This is a genomic window from Plantactinospora sp. BB1 (assembly GCF_003030385.1).
GTDB lineage: Bacteria > Actinomycetota > Actinomycetes > Mycobacteriales > Micromonosporaceae > Plantactinospora.
This window is the reverse complement of record NZ_CP028159.1, coordinates 3,170,759-3,194,549: the sequence shown is the minus strand read 5'-3', so window position 1 is coordinate 3,194,549 and position 23,791 is coordinate 3,170,759. Positions and strand designations below refer to the sequence as shown.

General features: G+C 74.3%; 19 protein-coding genes and 1 pseudogene. 4 read left to right on the top strand and 16 right to left on the bottom strand.

The annotated features are described in order from the left end of the window. Positions 1-219: 219 nt before the first annotated feature. The 9 genes from C6W10_RS13890 to ftsY all read right to left on the bottom strand — a co-directional run bounded on the left by C6W10_RS13890 (position 220) and on the right by ftsY (position 10,539). Positions 220-915, bottom strand: a complete 696-nt coding sequence (locus C6W10_RS13890; protein ID WP_234361747.1) for a response regulator transcription factor — start codon at positions 913-915, stop codon at positions 220-222. A gap of 30 nt (positions 916-945) precedes the next feature. Further along, on the bottom strand, positions 946-2,112 hold the full coding sequence (locus tag C6W10_RS13885) for a sensor histidine kinase (protein ID WP_107258433.1): 1,167 nt from the start codon (positions 2,110-2,112) through the stop codon (positions 946-948). A 70-nt stretch (positions 2,113-2,182) separates the two neighbouring features. After that, the gene (locus C6W10_RS13880; protein WP_107258432.1) at positions 2,183-3,004 is read right to left on the bottom strand and encodes an ABC transporter permease; all 822 of its coding nucleotides are present in this window, start codon (positions 3,002-3,004) and stop codon (positions 2,183-2,185) included. Beyond that, a complete protein-coding gene (locus tag C6W10_RS13875; RefSeq protein ID WP_107258431.1) occupies positions 2,994-3,926 on the bottom strand; it encodes an ABC transporter ATP-binding protein in 933 nt (310 codons plus the stop codon). The genes C6W10_RS13880 and C6W10_RS13875 overlap by 11 nt, the downstream gene beginning before the upstream one ends. A gap of 95 nt (positions 3,927-4,021) precedes the next feature. Beyond that, positions 4,022-6,457 (bottom strand): [protein-PII] uridylyltransferase, encoded by a 2,436-nt coding sequence (locus tag C6W10_RS13870; protein WP_107258430.1) that lies wholly within the window; start codon positions 6,455-6,457, stop codon positions 4,022-4,024. Positions 6,458-6,469: 12 nt separating this feature from the next. After that, a complete protein-coding gene (locus C6W10_RS13865; RefSeq protein ID WP_196205300.1) occupies positions 6,470-6,808 on the bottom strand; it encodes a P-II family nitrogen regulator in 339 nt (112 codons plus the stop codon). A gap of 25 nt (positions 6,809-6,833) precedes the next feature. Continuing rightward, positions 6,834-8,231 carry an ammonium transporter gene (locus C6W10_RS13860; protein WP_107258429.1) on the bottom strand — a complete coding sequence of 466 codons (1,398 nt, stop codon included), beginning with the start codon at positions 8,229-8,231 and terminating at the stop codon, positions 6,834-6,836. 230 nt (positions 8,232-8,461) lie between these two features. After that, complete coding sequence (locus tag C6W10_RS13855; RefSeq protein ID WP_101370291.1) at positions 8,462-9,250, bottom strand: aminoglycoside phosphotransferase family protein; 789 nt, start codon at positions 9,248-9,250, stop codon at positions 8,462-8,464. 89 nt (positions 9,251-9,339) lie between these two features. Further along, positions 9,340-10,539: a signal recognition particle-docking protein FtsY gene (ftsY, locus tag C6W10_RS13850; RefSeq protein ID WP_107258428.1), complete on the bottom strand. Its 1,200-nt coding sequence runs from the start codon at positions 10,537-10,539 to the stop codon at positions 9,340-9,342. A 151-nt stretch (positions 10,540-10,690) separates the two neighbouring features. Between ftsY and C6W10_RS13845 the strand changes: the two genes are divergently transcribed. Both C6W10_RS13845 and C6W10_RS13840 read left to right on the top strand, forming a co-directional pair. Further along, complete coding sequence (locus C6W10_RS13845; protein ID WP_107258427.1) at positions 10,691-12,454, top strand: alkaline phosphatase D family protein; 1,764 nt, start codon at positions 10,691-10,693, stop codon at positions 12,452-12,454. A gap of 24 nt (positions 12,455-12,478) precedes the next feature. Further along, complete coding sequence (locus C6W10_RS13840; protein WP_107263930.1) at positions 12,479-12,997, top strand: DinB family protein; 519 nt, start codon at positions 12,479-12,481, stop codon at positions 12,995-12,997. 7 nt (positions 12,998-13,004) lie between these two features. Here the strand turns inward: C6W10_RS13840 and C6W10_RS13835 are convergent, their stop codons facing one another. From C6W10_RS13835 to C6W10_RS13825, 3 genes are all read right to left on the bottom strand, one after another. Next, the gene (locus C6W10_RS13835) at positions 13,005-13,625 is read right to left on the bottom strand and encodes an HAD-IA family hydrolase (protein WP_107258426.1); all 621 of its coding nucleotides are present in this window, start codon (positions 13,623-13,625) and stop codon (positions 13,005-13,007) included. Then, on the bottom strand, positions 13,625-17,203 hold the full coding sequence (gene smc, locus C6W10_RS13830) for a chromosome segregation protein SMC (RefSeq protein WP_107258425.1): 3,579 nt from the start codon (positions 17,201-17,203) through the stop codon (positions 13,625-13,627). The genes C6W10_RS13835 and smc overlap by 1 nt, the downstream gene beginning before the upstream one ends. 416 nt (positions 17,204-17,619) lie before the next feature. Then, a complete protein-coding gene (locus tag C6W10_RS13825; RefSeq protein ID WP_101370286.1) occupies positions 17,620-17,814 on the bottom strand; it encodes a hypothetical protein in 195 nt (64 codons plus the stop codon). Between the two features lie 416 nt (positions 17,815-18,230). On the opposite strand from C6W10_RS13825, the gene C6W10_RS13820 reads away from it, so the two are divergent. Continuing rightward, positions 18,231-19,721: a CAP domain-containing protein gene (locus C6W10_RS13820; protein ID WP_107258424.1), complete on the top strand. Its 1,491-nt coding sequence runs from the start codon at positions 18,231-18,233 to the stop codon at positions 19,719-19,721. A gap of 151 nt (positions 19,722-19,872) precedes the next feature. Then, on the top strand, positions 19,873-20,697 hold the full coding sequence (locus C6W10_RS13815) for an endo alpha-1,4 polygalactosaminidase (RefSeq protein ID WP_234361746.1): 825 nt from the start codon (positions 19,873-19,875) through the stop codon (positions 20,695-20,697). Between the two features lie 48 nt (positions 20,698-20,745). Here the strand turns inward: C6W10_RS13815 and mutM are convergent, their stop codons facing one another. The 4 genes and pseudogenes from mutM to C6W10_RS13800 all read right to left on the bottom strand — a co-directional run bounded on the left by mutM (position 20,746) and on the right by C6W10_RS13800 (position 23,703). Continuing rightward, positions 20,746-21,609, bottom strand: a complete 864-nt coding sequence (gene mutM, locus C6W10_RS13810) for a bifunctional DNA-formamidopyrimidine glycosylase/DNA-(apurinic or apyrimidinic site) lyase (RefSeq protein WP_107258422.1) — start codon at positions 21,607-21,609, stop codon at positions 20,746-20,748. 179 nt (positions 21,610-21,788) lie between these two features. After that, a pseudogene (gene rnc, locus C6W10_RS13805) lies at positions 21,789-22,541 on the bottom strand (ribonuclease III); the annotation flags it as partial. After that, positions 22,538-22,729, bottom strand: a complete 192-nt coding sequence (locus C6W10_RS37265; protein ID WP_159104574.1) for a hypothetical protein — start codon at positions 22,727-22,729, stop codon at positions 22,538-22,540. The pseudogene rnc and the gene C6W10_RS37265, both read right to left, overlap by 4 nt. Next, the gene (locus tag C6W10_RS13800) at positions 22,726-23,703 is read right to left on the bottom strand and encodes a phosphate acyltransferase PlsX (protein ID WP_107258421.1); all 978 of its coding nucleotides are present in this window, start codon (positions 23,701-23,703) and stop codon (positions 22,726-22,728) included. The genes C6W10_RS37265 and C6W10_RS13800 overlap by 4 nt, the downstream gene beginning before the upstream one ends. Between the last annotated feature and the right edge of the window lie 88 nt (positions 23,704-23,791).

The following is a 23,791-nucleotide window of genomic DNA, read 5'->3' as shown; positions in this document are numbered from 1 at the left end:
ACGGGTGCCCGGCCACCGCAAGGGTAGCCGCCCGCATCTCCCGCCGCCTCGACCCCGCCCCGGCCGGGCCGGGCGGAGCGGGCCGGGCGGAGCGGGCGGGTGGTGGGCGGAGCGGGCGGGTGGTGGGCGGAGCGGGCGGGTGGTGGGCGGGCGCACAGGCGGGGCAGCTCGACAGTCTCGCGGTCAACCTACCCCCGGCCGGGCGCCGAGGGCCCGGCGTCAGGGCTCGACCAGGCCGGACTGGTAGGCGTACACCACCAACTGGGCCCGGTCCCGGGCGCCGAGCTTGACCATGGCCCGGCTGACATGGGTACGCGCCGTCGCCGGACTGACCAGCAGCCGGCTGCCGATCTCGTCGTTGCTCAATCCCTCGCCGACCAGCCCGACCACCTGCCGCTCCCGCTCGGTCAGCGTCTCCAGCCGGGGATGCGGCCGGAGCACCCGGGACGGCCGGGTGGCGAACTCCCGGACCACCCGCCGGGTCACCGACGGGGAGAGCAGCGCCTCGCCGCCAGCCACCAGCCGGATCGCCCGAAGCAGCTCGACCGGCTTGGTGTCCTTGGTCAGGAAGCCGCTGGCACCGTGCCGCAGCGCCTCGAAGACGTACGAGTCGAGTTCGAAGGTGGTCAGCACCACCACCCGGGTACCGGCCAGCTCCGGGTCGGCGACGATCCGCCGGGTCGCCTCGATGCCGTCGATCCCGGGCATCCGCACGTCCATCAGCACCACGTCGGGGCGCTCCCGCCGGGCCACCGCCAGCGCGGCCAGCCCGTCGGCCGCCTCACCGACCACCCGCAGGTCGGACTCGCTCTCCACCAGGGCGCGCAGCCCCAGCCGGACCAGGTCCTGGTCGTCCGCGATCAGCACCCCGATCGGCCCGCTCCGCCCGGTCATCCCACCGTCCTCCCCGGTCATCGCCGCTCTCCGGTCATCGCCGCTCCCCCGTCAGTCCCGTGCCCGCGCGGGCAGCCGGGCGAAGACCCGGAACCCGCCGCCGGGACGCGGCCCGACCTCCAGCGCACCGCCGAGCGCGTCGATCCGCTCCCGCATCCCGGTCAGCCCGTGCCCCTCGCCCGGACCGGCCGCCCCCGAGCCGCCGTGCCCGGTGTCGACCACCTCCACCGTCACCTCGTCCGGCAGGTACCCGATCCGCACCGTCGCGGCGGCGGTGCCGGCGTGCCGCAGCACGTTGGTCAGCGACTCCTGCACCACCCGGTACGCGGCCAGGTCGACCGCCACCGGCAGCGGCCGGCGGTCGCCCTCGCACTCCAGGGTGACCGTCAGCCCGGTCTGGCGCAGCCGGGCGGTCAGCGCCGCCACCTGGTCCAGTCCGGGCACCGGCGCGCGGTCGACGGCGGCGTCCCGGCGGACCACCGAGAGGGTGACCCGAAGCTCGTCCAGCGCCTCCCGGCTGGTCCGGCTGATCGCCGTCAACGCCGTCTCCGCCTGCTCCGGGCGCTTCGCCAGCAGGTGCAGGGCGATCTCGGCCTGCATGTTGATCGCGGCCAGCCCGTGCCCGACCACGTCGTGCACCTCCTGGGCGATCCGCAGCCGCTCGTCGTCGGCGAGCCGGCGGGCCTGCTCGATCCGGTCCCGGGCGGCGGCCTCCCGGTTGTTGCGCACCGTGACCCCCACCGCGAACGGTACGACGATCCACGCCGCGCCCGGCAGCAGACCGGACAGCCCCACCGGTTCGCGCAGGGAGACGAAGACGTGCACCAGTACCGCCGCCAGGGCCGGGGTGCAGCCGAGCACCGCCCGGCGGATCGGCAGGTGCCGGGCGACGGTGTAGACGGCGACGAAGAACGAGAACAGGATCGGCCCGTACGGATATCCGGCCACCAGGTACGCCGAGGCGGCCACGGTGCCGAACGCCAACGTGACCAGCGGCCAGCGGCGGCGTACCACCAGCGCCAGCGCCGCCACCGTGACCAGCAGGTCGGCCCAGCCGTCGACCGGGGCGGCGTGCGGGAAGTTCTGCGCCGCGGCGCGGGTGCCGACGTACCCGACGAGCAGCAGCACCAGCGCGAGCGCGGCGTCGGCCAGCAGGCTGCTCCACCGCCCGTCGGCCCGGCGCAGCCCGCCGTCCGCCTCCCGTCCCCGCGTCGCCATCTGTGCCGAGGATGTCATGCCGGCACCCCTGTCTGGCGGCCGTGCAACCGTCGGCGCGCCCGTCGAATGCTCAGAGGATGTCCCGGCGGTGCAGGTACGCCCCGGCCAACAGGACGAAGCCGAGCAGGTACCCGGCGAGGACGACCGCCGCCTGGCCACCGCCGACGACGGCGGCGACACCGGGCGTCTCCGGGCCGGCACCGAGCGCCGCCGCCAACGCCCCCGCGTTCGGCCCGGGCAGCCCCTTCTGGAGCTCCGCCACCCAGGCCAGGATCGGCGCGGCGACGCCGGCCAGCAGGTTCTGCACGGCGAGCAGCCAGACCAGGCCGAGCCCGATCGGCAGCGCCACCCCGCGCAGCAGCACCGCCAGCAGCACCCCGAAGCCGGCCCAGACCATGCTGATCAGCCAGCCGGCGCCGATCCCGACCGCGACGTCACCGACCGCCGGCCAGTGCACCGGCTGCGCCTGCGCCCCCGCGATCAGCAGGCTGGTCAGCGCGCCGACCGCGAAGAGGGTCAGCACCAGCACCAGGGTCGCGGCGGCCAGCACCAGCAGCTTGCCCAGATAGACCGACAGCCGGGACGGCCCCTGGGTGAGCAGGGTCTTCCAGGTTCCCCAGGCGTACTCGCTGCCGACGGTGAGCACCGCCAGGATCAGGCAGATCGCGCCGAGGAAGACCGGCAGTCCGCCGATCGAGTTGCCGACCAGCCGGGCCGGCAGCAGCGCGTCGAGCGCCCGGTCGCTGCGCACCCCGGCGGAACCGTCGGCGTAGGCGGCGTACGGGACGAGATAGGTGAAGACCAGGCTGAGTACGACCGCCACGGCGAGCAGCAGCCAGGTCCCCGGTCGGCGGAGCAGCTTGACCGCCTCCGCCGCACAGCTAGCCCACATGGTCGGTCCCTCCGGTCAGTTCGAAGAACACCTGCTCCAGGTCGCGTTCCAGCGGACGCAGTTCGCGTACCGCCACTCCGGCGCCGACCAGCTCGGTGTTGAGCCAGGCGGCCCGGTCCGGGTCGACCGACAGGTCCAGCCCGCCGTCGACCACCCGCACCCGGTCGGGGCCGAGCAGTGCCCGTACCCGCTCCTCGGCACCGCCCAGCGGCTCGGCCAGGACCCGCAGGCCGGCCGTACCGCGCAGCTGCGCGACCGTGCTCTCGGCGACCAGCCGGCCCCGGGACACCACGCCGACCCGGTCGCAGACCTGCTGCACCTCGCCGAGCAGATGGCTGGAGAGCAGTACGGTGCAGCCGGCCGCCGCGAGCCGGCGGATCAGGGCCCGCATGTCCGCCATCCCGGCCGGGTCGAGCCCGTTCGTCGGCTCGTCCAGGATCAGCAGCCGGGGATCCTTCAGCAGCGCGGCGGCGACGCCGAGCCGCTGCTTCATCCCGAGCGAGTAGCTGGCGTACCGGTCGCCGGCCCGGTCGGCCAGGTCGACGAGTTCCAGCACGGTCCGGATCCGGATCGGCGGGGTACCGGTGAGCCGGGCCAGCACCCGCAGGTTGTCCCGGCCGGAGAGGTGGGGGTAGCAGGCCGGTCCCTCGATCAGCGCGCCGACCCGGGCGAGTTGGCCGGGGGCGCCGGGCGGCCCGCCGAAGAGCCGGACCGTGCCGGCGGTGGGCCGGACGAGGCCGAGCAGCATCCGCAGGGTACTGGTCTTGCCGGCGCCGTTCGGGCCGAGGAACCCGTACACCTCGCCGCTGAACACGGTGAGGTCGAGCGCGTCGACGGCGACGAGGTCGCCGTACCGCTTGGTCAGCCCGCTGGTCCGCACCGGATGCGGCGGCCCGGCCGGGCTGGGTGGTGTTTCCGTCATGCCCCCGACGGTCCCGCCCGGCGGGACCGGCGGCGTCGCCCGCCGGGCGGCCTTCCGGCTACGCCCGCTGACGTAGTCGGCCGGCCCGGCGCCGGTCAGCCGGCGGCGGCGAGCACGGCTGCCTCGACCCGGTCCCGCTCGGCCTGGTCGGGCCAGCTCCCGACCAGGTAGAAGGCGTCGACGACGTCACCGCCGAGGGTGGAGATCCGGGCCGCCCGCACCTGGGCGCCGGCCTCGTCGAGCGCGCTGCTGACCCGGTAGAGCAGCCCGCCGGCGTCGGCGGCCCGCAGCTCCAGCACCACGGCGTCGGTGGCGGCGGCCCGGTGCCAGACCACCCGGGGTGGCGACCCGCCGCCCCGGGCCGCCAGCGCGCGCCCGCGCAGCCGCTGGGTCACCGAGACGTCCCCGGTGACCGCCCGCCGCAGGTCGGCGGCGAGCGCGACCGGGTCGGGCGGAGTGCCGTAGCGCGGCTGGACCAGGAACTCGACCAGGGCGGTCTCGCCGACCATGCTGGCGTCGGCGGCGAGCACCTCCAGCCGGTGCAGGGCCAGGCAGCCGGCGACCGCGGTGAGCAGGCCCCGCCGGTCCGCCGCGGCCACCGCCACCCGCTCCCCTTCCAGGTGTACGGCCGGCAGCGGCCCCGCCACCAGCGCCGGGTCCGGGGTCGGCGGCTCGGGAAGCCGGCCGGTGTCGAGCCTGGTATGCACCCGGCGGACCAGTTCGGCGATCAGCCGGGCCTTCCAGTCCGACCAGGCGGCCGGCCCGGTCGCGCGCGCGTCGGCCCGGGCCAGCGCGTGCAGCAGGCTCAGCGTGCCGGTGTCCCGGACCGCCTCGGCCACCCGGGCGATGGTGACCGGATCGGCGAGGTCCCGCCGGGTCGCCACCTCGGGCAGCAGCAGGTGCAGCCGTACCAGCCGCTCGATCAGGTCGACCTCGGCCGGCGGCAGCCCGATCCGGGCGGCGATCCGGGCCGCGATCGGCGCCCCGACCACGCTGTGGTCCCCGCCGAGCCCCTTGCCGACGTCGTGCAGGAAGGCGGCGAGCAGCAGCAGGTCGGGCCGGTCCACCTCGCGGGCGTACCCGGTCGCCTCGGCGGCGGCCTGCACCAGGTGCCGGTCCAGCGTGTAGCGGTGTACCGGGTTGTGCTGCGGCAGGCTGCGCATCCGGGGCCACTCCGGCAGCCACCCGTCGACCAGGCCGTACCGGTCGCAGGTCTCCCAGGTGCCGACCAGCCCCGGGCCGGCACCGAGCAGGGTGATCAGCGCCGTCCGGGCGGCCGGCGGCCAGGGCGTCGGCAGCGGTGGACAGTACGCGGCGAGCCACTCGCAGGTGGCCCGGGCGATCGGCAGTCGGGCGCTGGCCGCGGCGGCGGCGACCCGCAGTGACAGGCTGGGGTCGGGGCGGGCCCCTATGGCGGTCCGGGCGAGGACCAGTTCGCCGTCCTGCTCCACCACGTCCCGGGCGACCGGGCGGCGCAGCGGCCGGCCGTCGGCGCCCCGGCGCCGCCCGGAGCGGAGCCGGTCGGCGGCCCGCCAGGCGTCGTCCAGGGCGTGGCTGATGGTCCGGGCGTCCCCGGCGACCTGGCGCAGCAGCGCGTCGCCGGGCTCGGCGACGGCCCGCGCCGCCTCTTCGCCGTCTCCGGCAGCCTCCCAGGCGACGTCCCCGCCGTCGGCCGGACCGTCGCCGTCGGGGGGAAGCTGTCGAGGGGCGGGGCCGACGGTGCCGGGCCGGAGTTGGCGCAGCCCGAGCAGGCCGGCCACGGCGGCCCGCTCCTGGGCGAGCAGCCGGTCGACGCGGCGGCCGACCGAGGTGTGCAGGGCGTCCCGGGTGTCCAGCATCCGCAGGTGCGCGGCCCGGACCGCCGGGCGGAGCGCGTCGCTGATCCCGGCGAAGGCGATGGCCCGGAGCAGCGCCACGTCCCGCAGGCCGCCGGCCGCCTCCTTCAGGTCGCCCTCCAGCAGGAACGCCAGTTCGCCGTGCGCCTGCCAGCGGGTCGCGGTGATCTCGCGCAGCGCCGGCAGCGCGCGTACGGCGGTCCGCCGCCACTGGTCGGCGGCGGCCTCGACCAGCCGGGCGGCGAGTTCCCGGTCCCCGGCGACGTGCCGGGCGTCGAGCAGGCCGAGTGCGACCTTGACGTCGTCGTGTGCGACAGAGAGCGCCTCGGGGATGGTCCGTACCGAGTGGTCGAGGCCGAGCCGGGCGTCCCAGATCGGATACCAGAGCGCGGCGGCCAGCTCGTCCATCCCGGGCACCCCGGAGTGCAGCAGGACCAGGTCGAGGTCGCCGCAGGGTGCGCACTGCCGGCGGCCGAGTCCGCCGACCGCGACCAGGGCGACCCCCTCGACGGTGGTCGGATCCGCGCCGCCCCGACCGCCGGTGGTCGTCTCCCGTAGCCCGGCGGCGAGCAGCCCGGTCAGCCAGGCGTCCAGCGCCGCCGCCCGCTGCTCGCGGGCGGCGGCGCCGATGCCGGAGACGACCAGGGGCCTCGGGTCGAGCTGACCGGTGGTCGTCGGCACGGGTCCCCTGGTCATCGTGACGGTCGCCTAGAGCGCGTCGAGGCCGCGCTCGCCGGTACGGACCCGGATGACGTCCTCGACGCCGGTCACCCAGACCTTCCCGTCACCGATCTTGCCGGTCCGGGCGGCGGTGACCACCGCGTCGACCACCTTGTCGACGTCGATCTCGTCGGTCAGCACCTCGACCCTGATCTTCGGCAGGAACTCGACGGTGTACTCGGCACCCCGGTACACCTCCGTGTGGCCCTTCTGCCGTCCGTACCCCTGGACCTCGCTGACGGTCAGGCCGGCCACGCCCAGGGCGTGCAGCGCCTCCTTCACCGCGTCCAGCTGGTACGGCTTGATGACCGCGGTCACCAGCTTCATATCCAACCCCTCCATCGCAGAAACGTTAGCCGGCGACCTTCTCGCTGACCGGGGCGGCGGGCTCGGCCGCCGGGGTGCTGCTGTTCGGCGTCCCGATTCCGGCCATCGCGAAGGCGCCGCCGCCGCTGCCGGAGGCCGTGGAGAGGTCGTACCCGCTCTCCGCGTGCTCCGCGATGTCGATGCTGTCGACCTCGGCCTCCTGGGAGACCCGGAAGCCGATGGTCTTCTCGATCGCGAAGGCCAGCAGCCAGGCGATGCCGAAGGACCAGACGGTGACGATCAGACCGGCCAGGGCCTGCCGGCCGAGCTGGGTCGCCCCGCCGCCGTAGAAGAGGCCGTCGGAGGCACCCACCACGTCGGTGATCGCGCCGTTGACGCTGTTGGTGGCGAAGAGGCCGAGCCAGAGCGAGCCGATCCAGCCGCCGACGAAGTGCACGCCGACCACGTCGAGGGAGTCGTCGTAGCCGAGCCGGTACTTCAGGCTGACCGCGAGCGCGCAGACCGCACCGGCGACCAGGCCGAGCAGTACCGCCGCCCAGGGCGCGATGAAACCACAGGCCGGGGTGATCGCCACCAGGCCGGCGATGGCGCCGGAGGAGGCACCGACCAGGGTCGGCTTCCCACCCTTGATCCACTCGACCACGATCCAGCCGAGTACGGCGGCGGCGGTGGCGAGTTGGGTGTTGATGAAGGCCAGGCCGGCGACCGAGTCGACGGTCAGCTCCGAGCCGGCGTTGAAGCCGAACCAGCCGAACCAGAGCAGGCCGGCGCCGAGGGCCACCAGCGGGATGTTGTGCGGCTTCATGACCTCCCGGGGCCAGCCGAGCCGCTTGCCGAGCACCAGCGCGACACCGAGCGCGGCCGCACCGGCGTTGATGTGCACCGCCGTGCCACCGGCGAAGTCCAGCGCGTGGATGTCACCGCCGATGATGCCGCCGCCCCAGACCCAGTGCGCGACCGGGAAGTACACCAGGGTCGCCCAGCCGAACGCGAAGAGCAGCCAGCCGGCGAACCTGGCCCGGTCGGAGATGGCGCCGCTGATCAGCGCGACGGTGATCACCGCGAAGACCATCTGGAACGCCATGAAGACGTAGAGCGGGACACCGATGCCGCTCGGGTTCTCGGCCGTCGCACCCCACAGGTCCGTCTCGGCGAGGAAGGTCTTGGTGCCGAGATACTGCGCCGGGTCGCCCCAGAAGCCGTTCACGTCGGTGCCGAACGCCACGCTGAAACCGTAGAACCACCACAGAACAGAGATGAGCCCGATCGCGGAGAAGCTCATCATCATCATGTTGAGCACGCCCTTGGACCGGTTCAGGCCGCCGTAGAACAGCGCCAGACCGGGCGTCATGAGCAACACGAGCGCCGTCGACACCAGCAGCCACACGGTGTTGCCGGAGTCGATCGTCGGTGCTTCAGGCACGCTGGCCTCCTAAAGTTGGTTACCCTCCTTCCCGGCCCACGAAAGGCAGCATCGCCCGTACGCCGGTTGCGCGGAAGCTTCCTGGCTGGAGGTTTCACGCGTGGTGCCCGCCCGGTTTCCACGGCGTCACGGGTTGTTTCCAACGTGTGAAGAAGCTCGCACTATCGATGGAACGGACAGGGGCATACCAGCCGAATAGCCCACCGTCGATGTACGGACAGCGACAACCGCTACCGGAGCGCGTACTCCAGGGTGTGCCGTTCGTAGTCGAGCAGCCGCAGATCGCGCATCGGGCGCCGCAGGTGCCCCTTGTGCACGATCCGGACGAACGCCGGGTCACCGGCCGCCGCCATCCGGCGGATCCCCTCGACGTGGTCCACGATCCGCTTCCGGATGGTCCGGACCAGCCGGTGCCGGTCCCGGGGGATCAGCCCGTACGCGTCGGCGAAGAGCCGCAGCCGGCGCGGCCGGTTGGGCCGCTGCCAGCCGAGGGTGTAGGAGTCCCGGTCGGAGAAGAGCGGCACCCAGGTCCAGGCCGCGTACGCCACGTCGTAGATCCGGGCGCCCGGCGAGGCGAGGTCGAAGTCGATCAAGGCCAGGGTGCCGTCCGGCCGCCAGATCACGTTGTGCGGGGCGGCGTCGTGGTGGCAGATCACCTCGGTGTCCGGGGGCGGCGGCCCGAACGACCGCCAGACCGCGTTCGGCGGCGGCTGGAAGCCGTACTGCGCGTCGTGGAACATCCGCAGCATGGTGGCGACGGTGACCAGCGCCTCGTCGGTGACCCAGTGCGGGGCGAGCGGGTACTCCCCGCACTCCCCCTCCAGGTACGACAGCACCTCGCGGTTGCGCGAGTCCATCCCGAGGGCCCGGGGCGAGCCGGTGAAGCCGACGTATTCCAGGTGCCGGAGCAGGGCGTGCACCGACGGGGTCCACGGCCCGGCGTTGCGCCGGACCGTGTCGCCCACCCGCACGACGGTGCTGACGTTCCCGCCGTGCAGCGGGATCTCCTGCGAAGTCACGTACGTCTCTCCTGAAGGAGCGGCGCTGGAACAGCGTCACCAGGCCCGCGCCCGGGAGCGGGGCGGGGTTTGCGATCAGTCCCCCGAGATTACGCGTCCACGCCAAGTGGCTCGGTGCCGAGGAGCGCGTCGACGAACTGCGCCGGATCGAACGGCGCAAGATCGTCGGGGCCCTCGCCGAGCCCCACCAGCTTCACCGGGATGCCGAGCTTGCGCTGTACCGCGATCACGATGCCGCCCTTGGCGGTGCCGTCGAGCTTGGTCAGCACCACGCCGGTGACGTCCACCACCTCGGTGAAGACCCGGGCCTGCTCCAGGCCGTTCTGCCCGGTGGTGGCGTCGAGCACCAGCAGGGTCTCGTCCACCGGGCCGTGCCGGGAGACCACCCGCTTGATCTTGCCCAGCTCGTCCATCAGGCCGACCTTGTTCTGCAACCGGCCGGCGGTGTCGATCAGCACGGTGTCGACGGAGGACTCGATGCCGCGCTGCACGGCGTCGAAGGCGACGCTGGCCGGATCCGCCCCCTCGGGGCCCCGGACCACCTCGGCGCCGACCCGGCCGGCCCAGGTGGTGAGCTGCTCGGCGGCGGCGGCCCGGAACGTGTCGGCGGCACCGAGCAGCACCGTACGGCCGTCGGCGATCAGCACCCGGGCCACCTTGCCGCAGGTGGTGGTCTTGCCGGCGCCGTTCACCCCGACCACCAGCAGTACCGCCGGGGTGGCACCGTCCCGGGTCGCCCGCAGCGACCGGTCCAGCGTCGGGTCGAGTACCCCCACCAGCTCGGCGGCGAGCAGCGCCCGCAGCTCGGTCGCGCTGCGGGTGCCCAGCACCGCGGTCCGCTCCCGCAGCCGGTCGACGATCTCCCGGGTCGCCTCGACCCCGACGTCGGCGCCGATCAGGCTGTCCTCGATCTCCTCCCAGGCCTCCTCGTCCAGATGGTCCCGGGCGAGGAGGCTGAGCAGGCCCTTGCCGAAGACGTTCTGCGACCGGGAGAGCCGGGCCCGCAACCGGACCATCCGCCCGGCGGTCGGCTCCGGCCGCTCCACCACCACCGGCGCCTCGACCTCGGTCGGTGCCGGCGGCGCCTCGGCGGGTGGGGTCAGCACGTCTGTCGGCGGTGCCGCCGTGGGGCTGGGTGGCACCGGTGGCACCGGCGGGGCGGGCGGGATCGGCGGCAGCGGCGGGGCGGCCCGGCCACCTCGGCGGGTCACCACCAGACCGACCATCAGGCCCACCGCGAGGAGCACCAGCACGCCGGCCACGACCAGCATGACGACGAGGTTGTCCATACCGGCGATCCTGTCAGACGCCGGACGGGTTGGCGCGGGCGCCGCACCTGTGCCCGGGTGTTACACCCGAGTAGGCTCGCCGCGAAGCTCCGGTAAGCACCGCGGGCAACCGGGTGTCCACCACCCCCTACCCTCGCTCGGAGGTCGTCGCATGCCCACCGCCCGGCTCCTGATCGGCCCGGTCCTGCGCCGGGTGGTCGGCTCCAGGGCCACCGTCTGGGTGGAGACCAGCGCTCCGGCCCTGGTCCGGGTCGAGACTGCGGACGGCGCGGCCGGCGAGGCGGTCACCTTCAGCGCCTTCGACCACCACTACGCGCTGGTCGTGGTGGAGGGGCTGGAGCCGGGCCGGGCCGCGCCCTACCAGGTCTCGCTGGACGGCGAGCAGGTCTGGCCGGAGCCCGGGGCGAAGTTCCCGCCGAGCGTGATCCGGACCCGTCCGGCCGACGACCTCGGGGCGCGGCTGGTCTTCGGCTCGTGCCGGGAGACCACCCAGCACTCCACCGCCCGGAAGCTGCCGCCGGACGCGCTCGACGCGTACGCCCGGCGGTTGATGGCGTCGGTCGCGGCCGGGCGGCCGGGCGAGCGGAGCGGGCCCGCGGACGCCGCCGACGACTGGCCGGACCTGCTGGTGCTGCTCGGCGACCAGGTCTACGCCGACCAGACCTCCCCGACGGTACGCAAGCTGCTGCGCCGCCGCCGTGACCGCAGTGCCGGCGCTCCCGCCGACCAGGTGGTCAGCTTCGACGAGTACACGAAGCTCTATCTGGAGTCGTGGCGGGATCCGGAGATCCGCTGGCTCTTCTCCACCGTGCCCAGCGTGATGATCTTCGACGACCACGAGATCATCGACGACTGGAACACCTCGAACCCGTGGCGGACCGAGACGCACCGCGAGCCGTGGTGGTCGGAGCGGATCTCCAGCGGGCTCGCGTCGTACTGGGTCTACCAGCACCTCGGCAACCTCGAACCGGACGAGATCGCGGCCGACCCCGTCTACGCCAAGGTCGTCGCCGCCGAGGACGCGACCTCGGTACTGCGCGAGTTCGGCACCCGGGTCGACGCGGAGGCGACCGGCTACGACGCCGCGCTGGGCCGGGGCGAGACCCCGGCCGAGGCCGCCCCGCCCGGCCGCTACCAGTGGAGCTACTCCCTGGACGTCGGCCGTACCCGGCTGGTGGTGCTGGACAACCGGTGCAGTCGGGTACTCGACCCGACACACCGGGCGATGCTGCCGCCGACCGAGTGGGCCTGGTTCACCGACCAGGTGCACGGCGAGTACGACCATCTGGTGGTCGGTTCGTCGCTGCCCTGGCTGCTGCCGCCCGGCATCCACCACCTGGAGTCCTGGAACGAGCGGCTGGCCGACTCGGGCCGGCCCCGGGTGGCGGCGTTCGCCGAAGGGCTGCGCCGGGCGCTCGACCTGGAGCACTGGGCGGCGTTCCGGCGGTCGTTCGACGCGCTCGCCCAGGTCTTCGCCCGGCTCGGCAGCGGGCCCACCGGGCAGCCGGGCGACCGGGTGGGTGCCGGACCGGCGTACCCGCCACCGGCGTCGATCAGCGTCCTCTCCGGCGACGTGCACCACTCCTACGTCGCCCGGGCGCGGTTCCCGGGCGGTCCGACCACCACCCCGATACACCAGTTGACCTGCTCGCCGATCCACAACCAGATCCCCGGGCCGATGCGCCCGCTGCTCCGGCTCGGCTGGTGGCGCGGCCCGTCGGTGGCGGCCCGGGCGCTGGCCCGGACGGCCGGGGTCAGGCGCCCGCCGGTGCGCTGGCGCAAGCTCGACGGCCCGTACTTCGGCAACGCGGTCAGCACGCTGCGGCACGAGGGCCGCTCCGCCGAGGTGACCATCGAGGGCACCGCGCCGGACGGCACCCTGCGCACGGTGGCCCGGCGCCCGCTCACCCGCTGACCACCCCCATGCGATCATGTGCCGATGACCTGGACCGCACCCCACGTCGACCGGCAGCAGGCACCACTGGTCGCGGACGAGCGCACCATGCTCGACGGCTGGCTCGACTTCCACCGGCAGACCCTGCTGACCAAGTGCGCCGGGCTGACCGCCGAGCAGCTCCGCACCGCCAGCGTCGAACCCTCCGGACTGACCCTGCTCGGCCTGGTCCGGCACTGCGCCGACAACGAGCGGTACTGGTTCCGCCAACAGTTCGCCAAGCTCGACGTACCGTGGCTGTACTACACCCCGGAGCAGCCGGACCGTGACCTCCAGGACGTCGCCGAGGCGGACCCGGCGACCGAACTCGACACCCTGCGGGACGAGATCGAGCTGGCCCGGCAGACCGTCGCCGGCCGCGCCCTGGACGAGACCTTCGTCAGCTCGCGCGGCAACGACATCAACCTGCGCTGGGTCTACCTGCACATGATCGAGGAGTACGCCCGGCACAACGGCCACGCCGACCTGATCCGGGAACGCCTCGACGGCACTACCGGCGAGTGATCCCCGCTCAGTACGCCAGCGCGGCGCGCAGGTAGCGCAGATCCGCCGGCCCGTTCCACCGGTACGCCGACAGCCCGGCCACCCGGGCCCCCCGCACCGACCGGTCCGAGTCGTCGACGAAGAGCACCTGGGCCGGCGGGGCGCCGATGGCCAGACACGCCTGCTGGAAGTACTCCTTGGCCGGCTTGGGCACGCCCAGCTTCGAGGAGTTGACCACCACGTCGACCTCGTCGGTCAGGCCGAGCAGTGCCAGGTCGGCGTCGAGCAGGTCGGTGGCGTTGGTGGCCAGCCCGACCCGGATCCCGGCGGCCCGCACCTGGCGGACGAAGTCGAGGACCTCCTGGTCCACCGTGCCCCGGTCGGCCTGCCACTCGTCCACCGCCGCCCGCGCCCGGTCCGGCCCACCGGCCGGCTCGGCGAGCGCGTCGACGATCCCGGCCAGCCACTCGGCGTGACTGAGCTGCCCGGTCACCGCCGGTTGCAGCAGCGACCACCGCATCGCGGTGTCGTAGAGCGCACCGGCCGGCAGCCCGTACCGGCGCTCGACGGCGGCACTGGTCTCCGGATCCCACCGCCGCAACACCCCGTCGAGGTCCACCAGCAGGGCGGTCGCCCGTTCCCGGGGCATCAGTCCTCCTCGTTGCTGAGCCGCTGGCTGATCACCTGGGTCACGCCGCTGCGCATGGTCACGCCGTACAAGGCGTCGGCCACCTCCATCGTCCGCTTCTGGTGGGTGACGACGATCAACTGGCTCTTCTCCCGCAGCTGCGCCATCAGGGTGATCAGCCGGCCGAGGTTGACGTCGTCCAGCGCCGCCTCGACCTCGTCCATGATGTAGAACGGGCTGGGCCGGGCCCGGAAGATCGCCACCAGCATGGCGACGGCGGTCAGCGACCGCTCGCCGCCGGAGAGCAGCGAGAGCCGCTTGATCTTCTTGCCCGGCGGCCGGGCCTCGACCTCGACGCCGGTGGTGAGCAGGTCCTCCGGGTCGGTGAGCACCAACCGCCCCTCGCCGCCGGGGAAGAGCACCGTGAAGACCTGCTCGAACTCCCGGGCGGTGTCGTGGTAGGCGCTGGCGAAGACCTCCAGGATCCGGTCGTCCACGTCCTTGACCACGGTGAGCAGGTCCTTGCGGGTCGCCTTGAGGTCTTCGAGCTGCTCGGAGAGGAACTTGTAGCGCTCCTCCAGCGCGGCGAACTCCTCCAGGGCCAGCGGGTTGACCTTGCCGAGCAGGGCCAGCTCGCGTTCCGCCTTGGCGGCCCGCTTCTCCTGCACCGGCCGCTCGAACGGTACCGGCTCCGGCACCGGCCGGTCGTCGCGTTCGGCGGCGGCGATCTCGGCCTGGCTGGGCGGGACCGGCTGCTGCGGGCCGTACTCGGCGACCAGCGTCTCCACGTCCAGCCCGAAGTCCTCGGCCGCCTTCGCCTCCAACTGCTCGATCCGGAGCCGCTGCTCGGCCCGGGCCACCTCGTCCCGGTGCACCGCACTGGTCAGCCGCTCCAGGTCGGCGCCGAGCCGCTTCGCCGCGCCGCGTACCTCCTGGAGCTCGGCCTCCCGGGCGGACCGGGCCGCCGCGACCTCGTCCCGGGTCTGCTCGGCGGCGGCCAGCGAGACGGCGAGCCGGGTCAGCGCCTCCCGGGCGCCGAACTCGACGGCCCGGGCGATGCCGGCACCCCGGGCCCGGGCGGCCCGCCGGGCGGCGGCCCGCTCCCGGGCGGCCCGTTCGGCGGCGGCCTGCCGGGCCAGCGAGTCGGCCCGGCCGGCGATCGAGGCGACCCGCTCCTCGGCGGTACGCACCGCGAGCCGGACCTCCATCTCGTTCTGCCGGGCCTGCGGCAGGTACGCCGCCAGCTCGTCCCGCTCCTCGGTGGACGGGTCGGCGTCGATCGGGGTCGCCTCGGCGAGCCGGAGCCGCTCCTCCAGCTCGGCCAGGCCGGCGAGGTCCCGTTCCCGGGCCTGCTCGGCGCGGCTGCGCGACTCGGCGAGCCGCTCCATCTCGGCCTTGGCGGAGCGGGCGGCGGCGCCCAGCTCGGCGAGCCGGCGGGCGGCGGCGTTGCGCTGCCCCTCCGCGTCCCGCTTCACCGCGGCGGCGGCGGCCACCTCCTGCTTGCGCTCCGCCACCTCCTCGCGGGCCTCGCCGAGCTGTTCGCGCAGCTCGGCGATGGTCTGCTCGGCGGCGACCCGGTTGGCTCGGGCCTCCTCGACCGCGGCCTGCACCTCCAGGAAGCTCGGCGCCTTGGCCGAGCCGCCGGCCGCCGCGTAGCCGCCGACCACGTCGCCGTCGGCGGTCACCGCCCGCAGTTCGGGGTTGCCGGCCACCAGCTTGGTCGCGGCGTCGAGGGTGTCGACGAGTACGACGTCGCGCAGCGCCCGGTGCACCGCCGGTCGTACCCCGTCGGGGCAGCCGACCAGGTCCGGCGCCCAGCGTGCCCCGTCCGGCAGCGCGGGGCGGAGCGCGTCCGGCGAGCCGATCATGCCCGGTCCGGCCTGCCCGCCGACCAACAGCTCGGCCCGGCCGGCGTCCTGGATCTTCAGCCACCGCATCGCCTCGGCCGCCTCGTCGACCCCGGCCACCGCGACCGCGTCGGCGAGCGAGCCGAGCGCGGCGGCGAGCGCGGCCTCGTGTCCGGGCGCGACGGTCAGCAGCCCGGCCAGGCTGCCCAGCAACCCCGGCACCTGGTCGGCGCGGGCCAGCAGCGCCCCGGCGCCGTCCTTGCGGCGCAGCCCCATCGCCAGCGCCTCTTCCCGGGCCTTCCAGCTCGCCGCGTCCTTCTCCGCCGCCCGTTCGGCGTCGGAGAGGGTACGCACCCGGGCCGCCGCCTCCTCCTGGGCGGCGACCGCCTCGGCGTGCCGGGTGTCCAGCTCGGCGTTGTCCCGGTCCGCCTCGGAGGACTGCTCGGCGACGGCGTCCAGCTCGGCCTGGGTCGCCTCGGCCCGCAGTTGGGCGTCGGCGTGCGCGGCGGCGAGCCGTTCGATCTCCTCGGCCGCCGATCCGGTACGCGCCCGAGCCGAGTTGACCTGTCCGGTCAGCTTGGCCAGTCCCTCCCGCCGGTCGGCGATCGCCTTCGCCGCCGCGACGAGTGCGCGTTCCGCCTCGGCGAGCTGGCGTTCGAGCTGCTGGCGGCTCTCCACCGCCTCGGCCAGCCGGATCTGGTCCTCGGTGAGGGCGGCGCGCAACTCCTCCTCGTGCGCGCGGACCTCCTCGGCCTCGGCTTCGAGTCGGTCGGGGTCCCGGCCGGGGCGCTCGTCGTCCGGGGTGGTACTCAGGTGCCGCAGCCGCTCCCGGGCCAGCTGCTCGGTGGAGCGGAACCGCTCGGTGAGGGCGGAGAGCTTGTACCAGGTCTCCTGGGCCCTGGCCAGCAGCGGAGCGTCCTCGGCGAGCGCCTCCTCCAGCTCCGCGAGCCGGGACTGCACCTCGGCGTGCTCCGCCTCGACCTGCTCGCGCCGCTGCCGCAGGGCCGCCTCGTCGGCGATCTCCTTGTCCAGGGTCGAGCGGAGCGTGGCCAGGTCGTCGGCGAGCAGCCGCAGCCGGGCGTCCCGCAGGTCGGCCTGGATCCCCTGCGCCCGCCGGGCCACCTCGGCCTGTCGGCCCAGCGGCTTAAGCTGGCGGCGCAGTTCGGCGGTGAGGTCGGTCAGCCGATTCAGGTTGACCTGCATCGCGTCGAGCTTGCGCAGCGCCTTCTCCTTGCGCTTGCGATGCTTGAGTACCCCGGCCGCCTCCTCGATGAAGGCCCGCCGGTCCTCCGGCTTCGCGTGCAGTACGGCGTCGAGCTGGCCCTGCCCGACGATGACGTGCATCTCCCGGCCGATCCCGGAGTCGGAGAGGAGTTCCTGGATGTCGAGGAGCCGACAGGAGTCGCCGTTGATCTCGTATTCGCTCTCGCCGGAGCGGAACATCCGGCGGGTGATCGACACCTCCGTGTAGTCGATCGGCAGCGCGCCGTCGGTGTTGTCGATCGTCAGGGTGACCTCGGCCCGTCCCAGTGGCGCCCGGCCGGCGGTACCGGCAAAGATCACGTCCTCCATCTTGCCGCCACGCAGCGCCTTCGCGCTGTGCTCGCCGAGCACCCAGGCGATCGCGTCGACGACGTTCGACTTGCCCGAGCCGTTCGGACCCACCACGCAGGTGATCCCCGGCTCCAGCTTGAAGGTCGTGCTGGAGGCGAAGGACTTGAAGCCCTTCACCGTCAGGCTCTTGAGATACACGTTTCCGATCCTCGTCCGGCGCGACCGCCGGGCAGACTCAGCGCTTCCCGGTCCGTCCCGCTCCCGGTCCGGCACCGCCGGTGACCGGGTCGTCGGCCGCTCGGCCGCGCCCCCGGACTCGGGCGGAGACTGCTTGCCCCCGGCGGTGGGAGCCTGGTCAACCCGCAGGGTAACCCGGAGGCGGTCGTCCTGCGCGACGCGGCACGCGCCGACCAGCGTATCGGATCACCGGAGCCCACCGGCCGGGCAGCGCACCGACGGCCCCGGAGCCGGGCTCCGCGGCGTGCCCGGGAACAGACGGGCCGGAACAGACGGGCCCGGGAACAGAACTGCGCGCCGCCACAAGATGTGTCGGCGCGCTTTTTCTGGTGCGATTCAGTTGTCAGGCGGGGCGCCGGTTGCCCGACGCCCTGAGCTCAGGTCAGCGCGGGCTCGGCCAGCCGCAGCAGGTCGTCTGCCTCGGCGACCGCCGCAGCGAGCCGATCGTTCTCGGCACGCAACCGCGTCGTCTCGAACTCCAGTGCCTGAACCCTGGCACGCAGTCGGGTGACCTCGTCGAGGAGGCGCCGGTCAGGCGCCGCACCAACGTGGCCGTAGAGGGCCTTCGCCATATCGTCTCCTTGTAATGCGCTGCCGGAAAGGCCGGCCAACGCGCGCCCAACTCGTACGCGACTACCTGCCCGCAGGAAAACGCAGGCATGGTCGGGCGCGACTGGCGACACTTACATAGTGTGCCGATGTCCCGGCTGAGTCAAGTTTCCCCGGGCACACGGCAGCTGTGCTGTCAACCACTCGCTCGGCGAGGGCTTGCCGCGCAGGCGCGAACCAGGTCGCTGTCCGGACGACGGCAGTCTATATCTCGTCGATGTCCCGGTGGGCGTCGGCCCTGGCCAACCGCACGATCCCACCGGCGGGTCCCCCCTTATATCTTCCTTAGCCACGTTGCCCCCCGCTGGCGGGCCCGCGTAGCGTCCGCACGGTCAGCGACCAGGCGATAACCGGAATCCGGCAGCAATGGAGGCGCAGCGTGCAGGGGTGGAACGAGCAGACCGACTGGGAGGACGGCGGCGGCTGGCCCGCCCGGCCCGACAACGGTGCTGCCGACCCGGCCGTCCGCGCCGGTCATCCGGACGACCGGTACCGGTCGTCCCGGCATCCCGCAGAGGCTGGCCGGGTCGACGACCCGGACGATCAGCACGGCGACGCCCGCTGGGCCGACGAGCCGGAGGACCAGCGCGGCGACGTCCGCTGGGCCGACGAGCCGGACGATCCGGCGCCCTCGGCCGGAGCCGACTGGAGCGAGGAGCCGACCCGGGGCACCGGCTGGAGCGAAGAGCCGACCCGGAGCACCGGCTGGGGCGACGAACCGGCCCGCGACAACGCCTGGAGCGAAGCGGCGGCCCGTGACACGGGCTGGAACGAAGCGGCAGCACACGACACCGGCTGGGGCGACGGGCCGGTCCGGGGGCCGGAGCCCGGCGAAGCGGGCTGGGTGGACGGGGTCACCGAACGCTGGCGACGGGCCGGGCTCGACCGGGTGGACGAACCGACCGGGCGGCGGCAGCAGGCCGCGGCGCGCTGGGCGGACGAGCCGGCCGACCTCGGCGCGTTCGAGCTGGGCCGGAACGCCGACGCCGTCCCGGGCCGCCCGGCGCGCTCCGGCGACCGCCAGCTCGACGGCGGACCCTCCGAGCGGCACGACGCCGACTGGGGAAGCGCCGACTGGGGAAGCGCCGACCGGGGAGGCGCCGACCGGGGCAGTTCCGGCCGGCACCGCCGGCCGACCCCGCTGCGTGGCCCGGTCGGCCTGGGCGTCGCGGTGACCGCGCTGCTCGGCGTCTTCGGCGTCGGTGCGGCCCTGCTGCCGCCGAGCCTGGCCGACGCGCCGGCCGGCAACCGGGGCGGCCAGCCGGCGGTCGAGGCCGCCGGCCCCGAGGAGGCCACGGATCCGGCGACACCGGACCCGACCGGAACCGCCGAGCCGACCGGCGTTCCGGCGCCGACCGCGACCGCCACCCGGCCGCCGGCCCCGAAGCCCAGGGCCACCACGACCAAGCCGAAGCCGCCCAGGACGACCAGCCCGGCCGCGCGGCGTACGCCGGCCCGGTCGGGATCCGGCGCCGGCGCCGCCGGCAGCAGCCAGGAGGCGCAGGTACTCGCGATCGTCAACCAGGAGCGCACGTCCAACGGCTGCGGCACGGTGGTGATCAACAACGACCTGGCCGAGGCGGCTCGGCTGCACAGCCAGGACCAGGGCGAGCACACCAACATGTCGCACACCGGCAGCGACGGCAGCGACTTCGTCGAACGTGCCCGCCGAGCCGGCTACGACCGACCGATCGGTGAGAACGTCGCCATGGGTTACCAGAACGCCGCCGCCGTGATGGACGGCTGGATGAACAGCTCCGGGCACCGGGCGAACATCCTCAACTGCGACGCGAAGGCGATGGGGGTCGGGGTGGCCACCGGGGCCGACGGCCGGCTCTACTGGACCCAGGTGTTCGGCGCGGTCGCCTGAGCCGTTCGCCCCGACGGGAGGGCTGCCGCGCCCGACTGCCTGAGCCGACGGCTCCGCCGACACCTCCCGACCGCTGCCGTGCCCGACCCGCCGGCTGGCTCGTTGGCCGGTACGAGGGGGTGCGCAGCCGTGTTCCGCGCTGCTCGATGAGGTGCCCGGGGTACGCCGGCTCGCCGGCCTGATCCTCGCGGTCGCGCTGCTGACGCCGGTACCGGGATGTCGGCTCCCACCGGACCGGTCCGCTCCGGTGCCACCGTGGCCGGGTGGACCCACGCCGAGCTGGCAGTGGCAGGTCAGCGGTCAGCTCGATCCCACCGTCGACGCCCAGGTGTACGTGCTCGACGGCTTCCGGATGTCGTTGGAGGCCACCCGACGGCTGCGGGCGGAGGGGCGGCGCCTGGTCTGCCACGTCGAGGTCGGGATCTACCAGGAGTCCCGGCCCGACGCGGGGAGGTTTCCGGCCACCCTGCTCGGTGCGCCGGCCCGGCTGCCCGGCCAGCCCTCGGGTGCTCCGCGCGGCCGGTGGCTGGACATCCGGCAGTGGTCGGCTCTCGAACCGGTACTCGCCGACCGGTTCCGGCTCTGCCGGGGCAAGGGCTTCGTCGGCGTACTGCCGGTCGGGATGGACGGCTACGCGCACCGGTCCGGCTTTCCGCTGACCTTCGACGACCAGCTCGGCTTCAACCGGCGGGTCGCCGAGCTGGCCCGGCGGGCGCACCTCGCCCCGGGGCTCGCCGGCGACATCGACCAGGTACTCGCGCTGGAGCCGTACTTCGACTTCGCGGTCAACGAGGAGTGCGTCCGGCGTACCGAGTGTGCCCGGCTGGTGCCGTTCACCGAGGCCGGCAAGCCGGTGTTCCACGTCGAGTACCAGGGCTCGACCGCCGAGTTCTGCGCCACCTCGGTCGGCTACGGGCTCACCTCGATCCGCAAGGACCGCGACCTCGGGGTACGCCGGGACGTCTGCCCGCCCTGACCGCCCGCCCGGCTCTGGCACCACGCCCGGCGGCGGACCGGCCGAACCTCAGCGGGTCGGCCGCGCTGCCGCCCGGGGCCGGGTCTGGCAGCGGGGGCAACTGAAGGACGACCGGTTCATGAACGCCTCGCGGCGGATCGGCGTGCCGCAGCGGCGGCAGGGCAGCCCCTCCCGGCCGTACACGTTCAGTTCGCGGTCGAAGTAGCCACTCTCGCCGTTGACGTTGACGTAGAGCGCGTCGAAGCTGGTGCCGCCCTCTTTGATCGCCTCGCCGAGCACGTCCCGGACGTGGCCGAGCAGCCGGGTGACCGCCGGCCCGGTGAGCGTCTCCGTGGGGCGGGCGCCGTGCAGGCCGGCCCGCCACAGCGCCTCGTCGGCGTAGATGTTGCCGACCCCCGAGATCAGGGTCTGGTCGAGCAGCGCCCGTTTTACCTCGGTCCGCCGTCGCCGCAACGCGGCCACGAAGTCGGTGTCGGAGAACTCCGGATCCATCGGGTCCCGGGCGATGTGCGCGATCTCGGCCGGCAGGGTGGCCCCGCCCTCCGAGACCGCGAGCCCGCCGAAGGTGCGCTGGTCGACGAAGCGCAGGTCGGTGCCGCCGTCGTCGAAGGTGAACCGGATCCGCAGGTGGATCTCGTCGGCCGCCTCGGTGGGCCGGACCAGGAGCTGGCCGGACATCCCGAGGTGTCCCACGACCGCGTCACCGCTGTCCAGCGGCAGCCACAGGTATTTGCCACGCCGCCGGGCCGCCAGGATCGTCCGTCCGACGAGTACCGCGGCGAAGTGCGCGGCGCCGGGCAGATGCCGGCGTACGGCGCGCGGATGGCGTACCTCGACGGCCGCGATCCGTCGACCGGTGACCCAGCGGGACAGTCCCTCCCGGACCGTCTCCACCTCGGGCAGCTCAGGCATGTACCACCCCTTCAGTTCCCGACGGCGTCGGCCCCGACGACCGGCCCGGCTCCGTCGGCCGTCGATCCGGCCCCGTCGGCAGTCCTCCCGGCCCCGTCGGCCGTCGACCCGGCCCCGTCGACCGCCGGTCCGGCCCCGTCGACCCTCGGTCCGGTGCCGTCGACCGCGGGGACGACAGGGGCGGCGGGGGCTTCGGGAGCGGTGGCAGTGGCGGGTTCGTTCTGCTGTTCGGAGAGGGTCCGCCAGGCGGCCTCGGCGGCCCGCTGCTCGGCCTCCTTCTTGCTGCGGCCGTCGGCCCCGCCGTACTTGCGGCCGGCCACCACCACCCAGGCGGTGAAGGTCTTGGCGTGGTCCGGACCGGCCTCGTCGATCCGGTACTCCGGGACGCCCAGCCCGAGCGCGGCGGTCAACTCCTGGAGGCTGGTCTTCCAGTCCAGCGCGGCACCCCGGCCGGCCGACTCCGCCATCAGCGGGTCGAAGAGCCGGTGGATGACGATGGCGACCGTGTCCAGGCCGTACTGGAGGTAGATCGCGCCGAGCAGCGCCTCCAGGGTGTCGGCGAGGATGCTCGCCTTGTCCCGGCCGCCGGTGCTCTCCTCGCCCTTGCCCAGCAGCAGGTACGGCCCCAGACCGCCCGGGCCGAGCCGCCGGGCGACGTCGGCCAGCGCCCGCATGTTGACCACGCTGGCCCGCAGCTTCGCCAACTGCCCCTCGGGCAGGTCCGGATGGTTGTGGAACAGCGCCGTGGTGATCACCACGCCGAGCACCGAGTCGCCGAGGAACTCCAGCCGCTCGTTGGTGGGCAGGCCGCCGTTCTCGTAGGCGAACGACCGGTGGGTGAGGGCCCGCTCCAGCAGTTCCGGGTCGAGGGCGACCCCGAACGCCGCCTCCAGATGCGTGGTCGGTGGCCGCCGCCGCTTGTCCTTCGTCATGCCGTCTCCTCGCTTCGCCCGCCACCGCCACGACCCGGGCGGCTGGGCTGGCTGATTCGCTCGTTGCGCTCGTTGCGCTCGCCCGCGCCGTCTGCCCCGCCCCGCCGGTGGACGTGCCGGGGCCCGGCGGTGCGCTGGCTGGCGGTGCGCTGGCTGATGTGTGCGCGCTGGCTGAGGTCTGCGCTCATGCCGTCACCTCGGCGTCGGTGACCCGACCGGTCGCGGTGGACTCGGCCAGCAGCGCGGAGACCGCCGGGATGGTCCGGCGGCGGTGCAGGTGGGCGGCGAGTGCGATGCCCGAGGCGACGTCGTCGTCCCGGGCGGCACCGTGGCAGACCACCACGGCACCGGAGACCCCGAGCAGGGTGGCCGCCCGGGGCGGGCCGCCGTTGGCGGGCGGGCCGCCGGCCATCGCGTACGCGCCCTCGATGCCCTTGAGCAGGATGTTTCCGGTGAACCCGTCGGTGACGACGACGTCGGCGCGGTTGCCGAACGCCACGTCGTACCCCTCGACCAGCCCGACGTAGCGGGCGCCGGCCGGCAGGTCCTGTTCGGCCAGGACGGGGTCGGCCGCCCGGCGGATCCGGTCGCCCTTGCCCGGCTCGGTACCGATCGAGAGCAGTCCCACCCGGGGCTGCGGTACCCCGTGGGTGACCGCCGCATAGGCCGCGCCGAGTACGGCGTGCCGGGCCAGGGTGGCCGCCCGGGCCTCCAGGGAGCCGCCGACGTCGAGCAGCACCACCGGACCGTCCAGGGCGGGCAGGGTGGCGACCAGCGCCGGTCTGCGTACGCCGGGCCAGCGGCCGAAGCCGAGCACGGCGGCGGTGACGGTCGCCCCGGTCGACCCGGCCGAGACGACCGCGTCGGCGGCGCCGGAGACCACGGCCGCCACCGCGGCCTTGATGGTGTTGTCGGAGCGGACGATCGCGGTGACGTCCCCGTTCATCGCGACGGCGTCGCGGACCTGCCGGACGGCGACCCGGTCCCGGTCGGCCGGGTCGAGCGCGGCGATCAGCTCGTCGGCCACCTCGACGGGGCCGACGAGCAGGAGACGCAGGTCGGGATCAGCGCGGAACGCCCGCAGAGCGCCGTCAACCACGACGGCGGGAGCTTCGTCCCCGCCGAGGAGGTCGACGGCGATCCGCACGGTGCCCGGCTCCACGGGAACGCCGGCCGTCCATTCTCGGTCGGCGTCGGCGGGAGCCGGTGCACCGGGCTGTCGCCAGGGCGGGTGCGCCGTCCGACCGGAG

Coding starts and splice junctions, on each gene's coding strand:
- C6W10_RS13875 (WP_107258431.1), bottom strand. CDS start 3,926: ATGACGGAAACACCACCCAGCCCGGCCGGGCCGCCGCATCCGGTGCGG.
- C6W10_RS13835 (WP_107258426.1), bottom strand. CDS start 13,625: ATGCCCCGGGAACGGGCGACCGCCCTGCTGGTGGACCTCGACGGGGTG.
- C6W10_RS13865 (WP_196205300.1), bottom strand. CDS start 6,808: ATGAAGCTGGTGACCGCGGTCATCAAGCCGTACCAGCTGGACGCGGTG.
- C6W10_RS13880 (WP_107258432.1), bottom strand. CDS start 3,004: ATGTGGGCTAGCTGTGCGGCGGAGGCGGTCAAGCTGCTCCGCCGACCG.
- mutM (WP_107258422.1), bottom strand. CDS start 21,609: ATGCCTGAGCTGCCCGAGGTGGAGACGGTCCGGGAGGGACTGTCCCGC.
- C6W10_RS13825 (WP_101370286.1), bottom strand. CDS start 17,814: ATGGCGAAGGCCCTCTACGGCCACGTTGGTGCGGCGCCTGACCGGCGC.
- C6W10_RS13845 (WP_107258427.1), top strand. CDS start 10,691: ATGCCCACCGCCCGGCTCCTGATCGGCCCGGTCCTGCGCCGGGTGGTC.
- ftsY (WP_107258428.1), bottom strand. CDS start 10,539: ATGGACAACCTCGTCGTCATGCTGGTCGTGGCCGGCGTGCTGGTGCTC.
- C6W10_RS13890 (WP_234361747.1), bottom strand. CDS start 915: ATGACCGGGGAGGACGGTGGGATGACCGGGCGGAGCGGGCCGATCGGG.
- C6W10_RS13885 (WP_107258433.1), bottom strand. CDS start 2,112: ATGGCGACGCGGGGACGGGAGGCGGACGGCGGGCTGCGCCGGGCCGAC.
- C6W10_RS37265 (WP_159104574.1), bottom strand. CDS start 22,729: ATGAGCGCAGACCTCAGCCAGCGCGCACACATCAGCCAGCGCACCGCC.
- C6W10_RS13840 (WP_107263930.1), top strand. CDS start 12,479: ATGACCTGGACCGCACCCCACGTCGACCGGCAGCAGGCACCACTGGTC.
- C6W10_RS13870 (WP_107258430.1), bottom strand. CDS start 6,457: ATGACCAGGGGACCCGTGCCGACGACCACCGGTCAGCTCGACCCGAGG.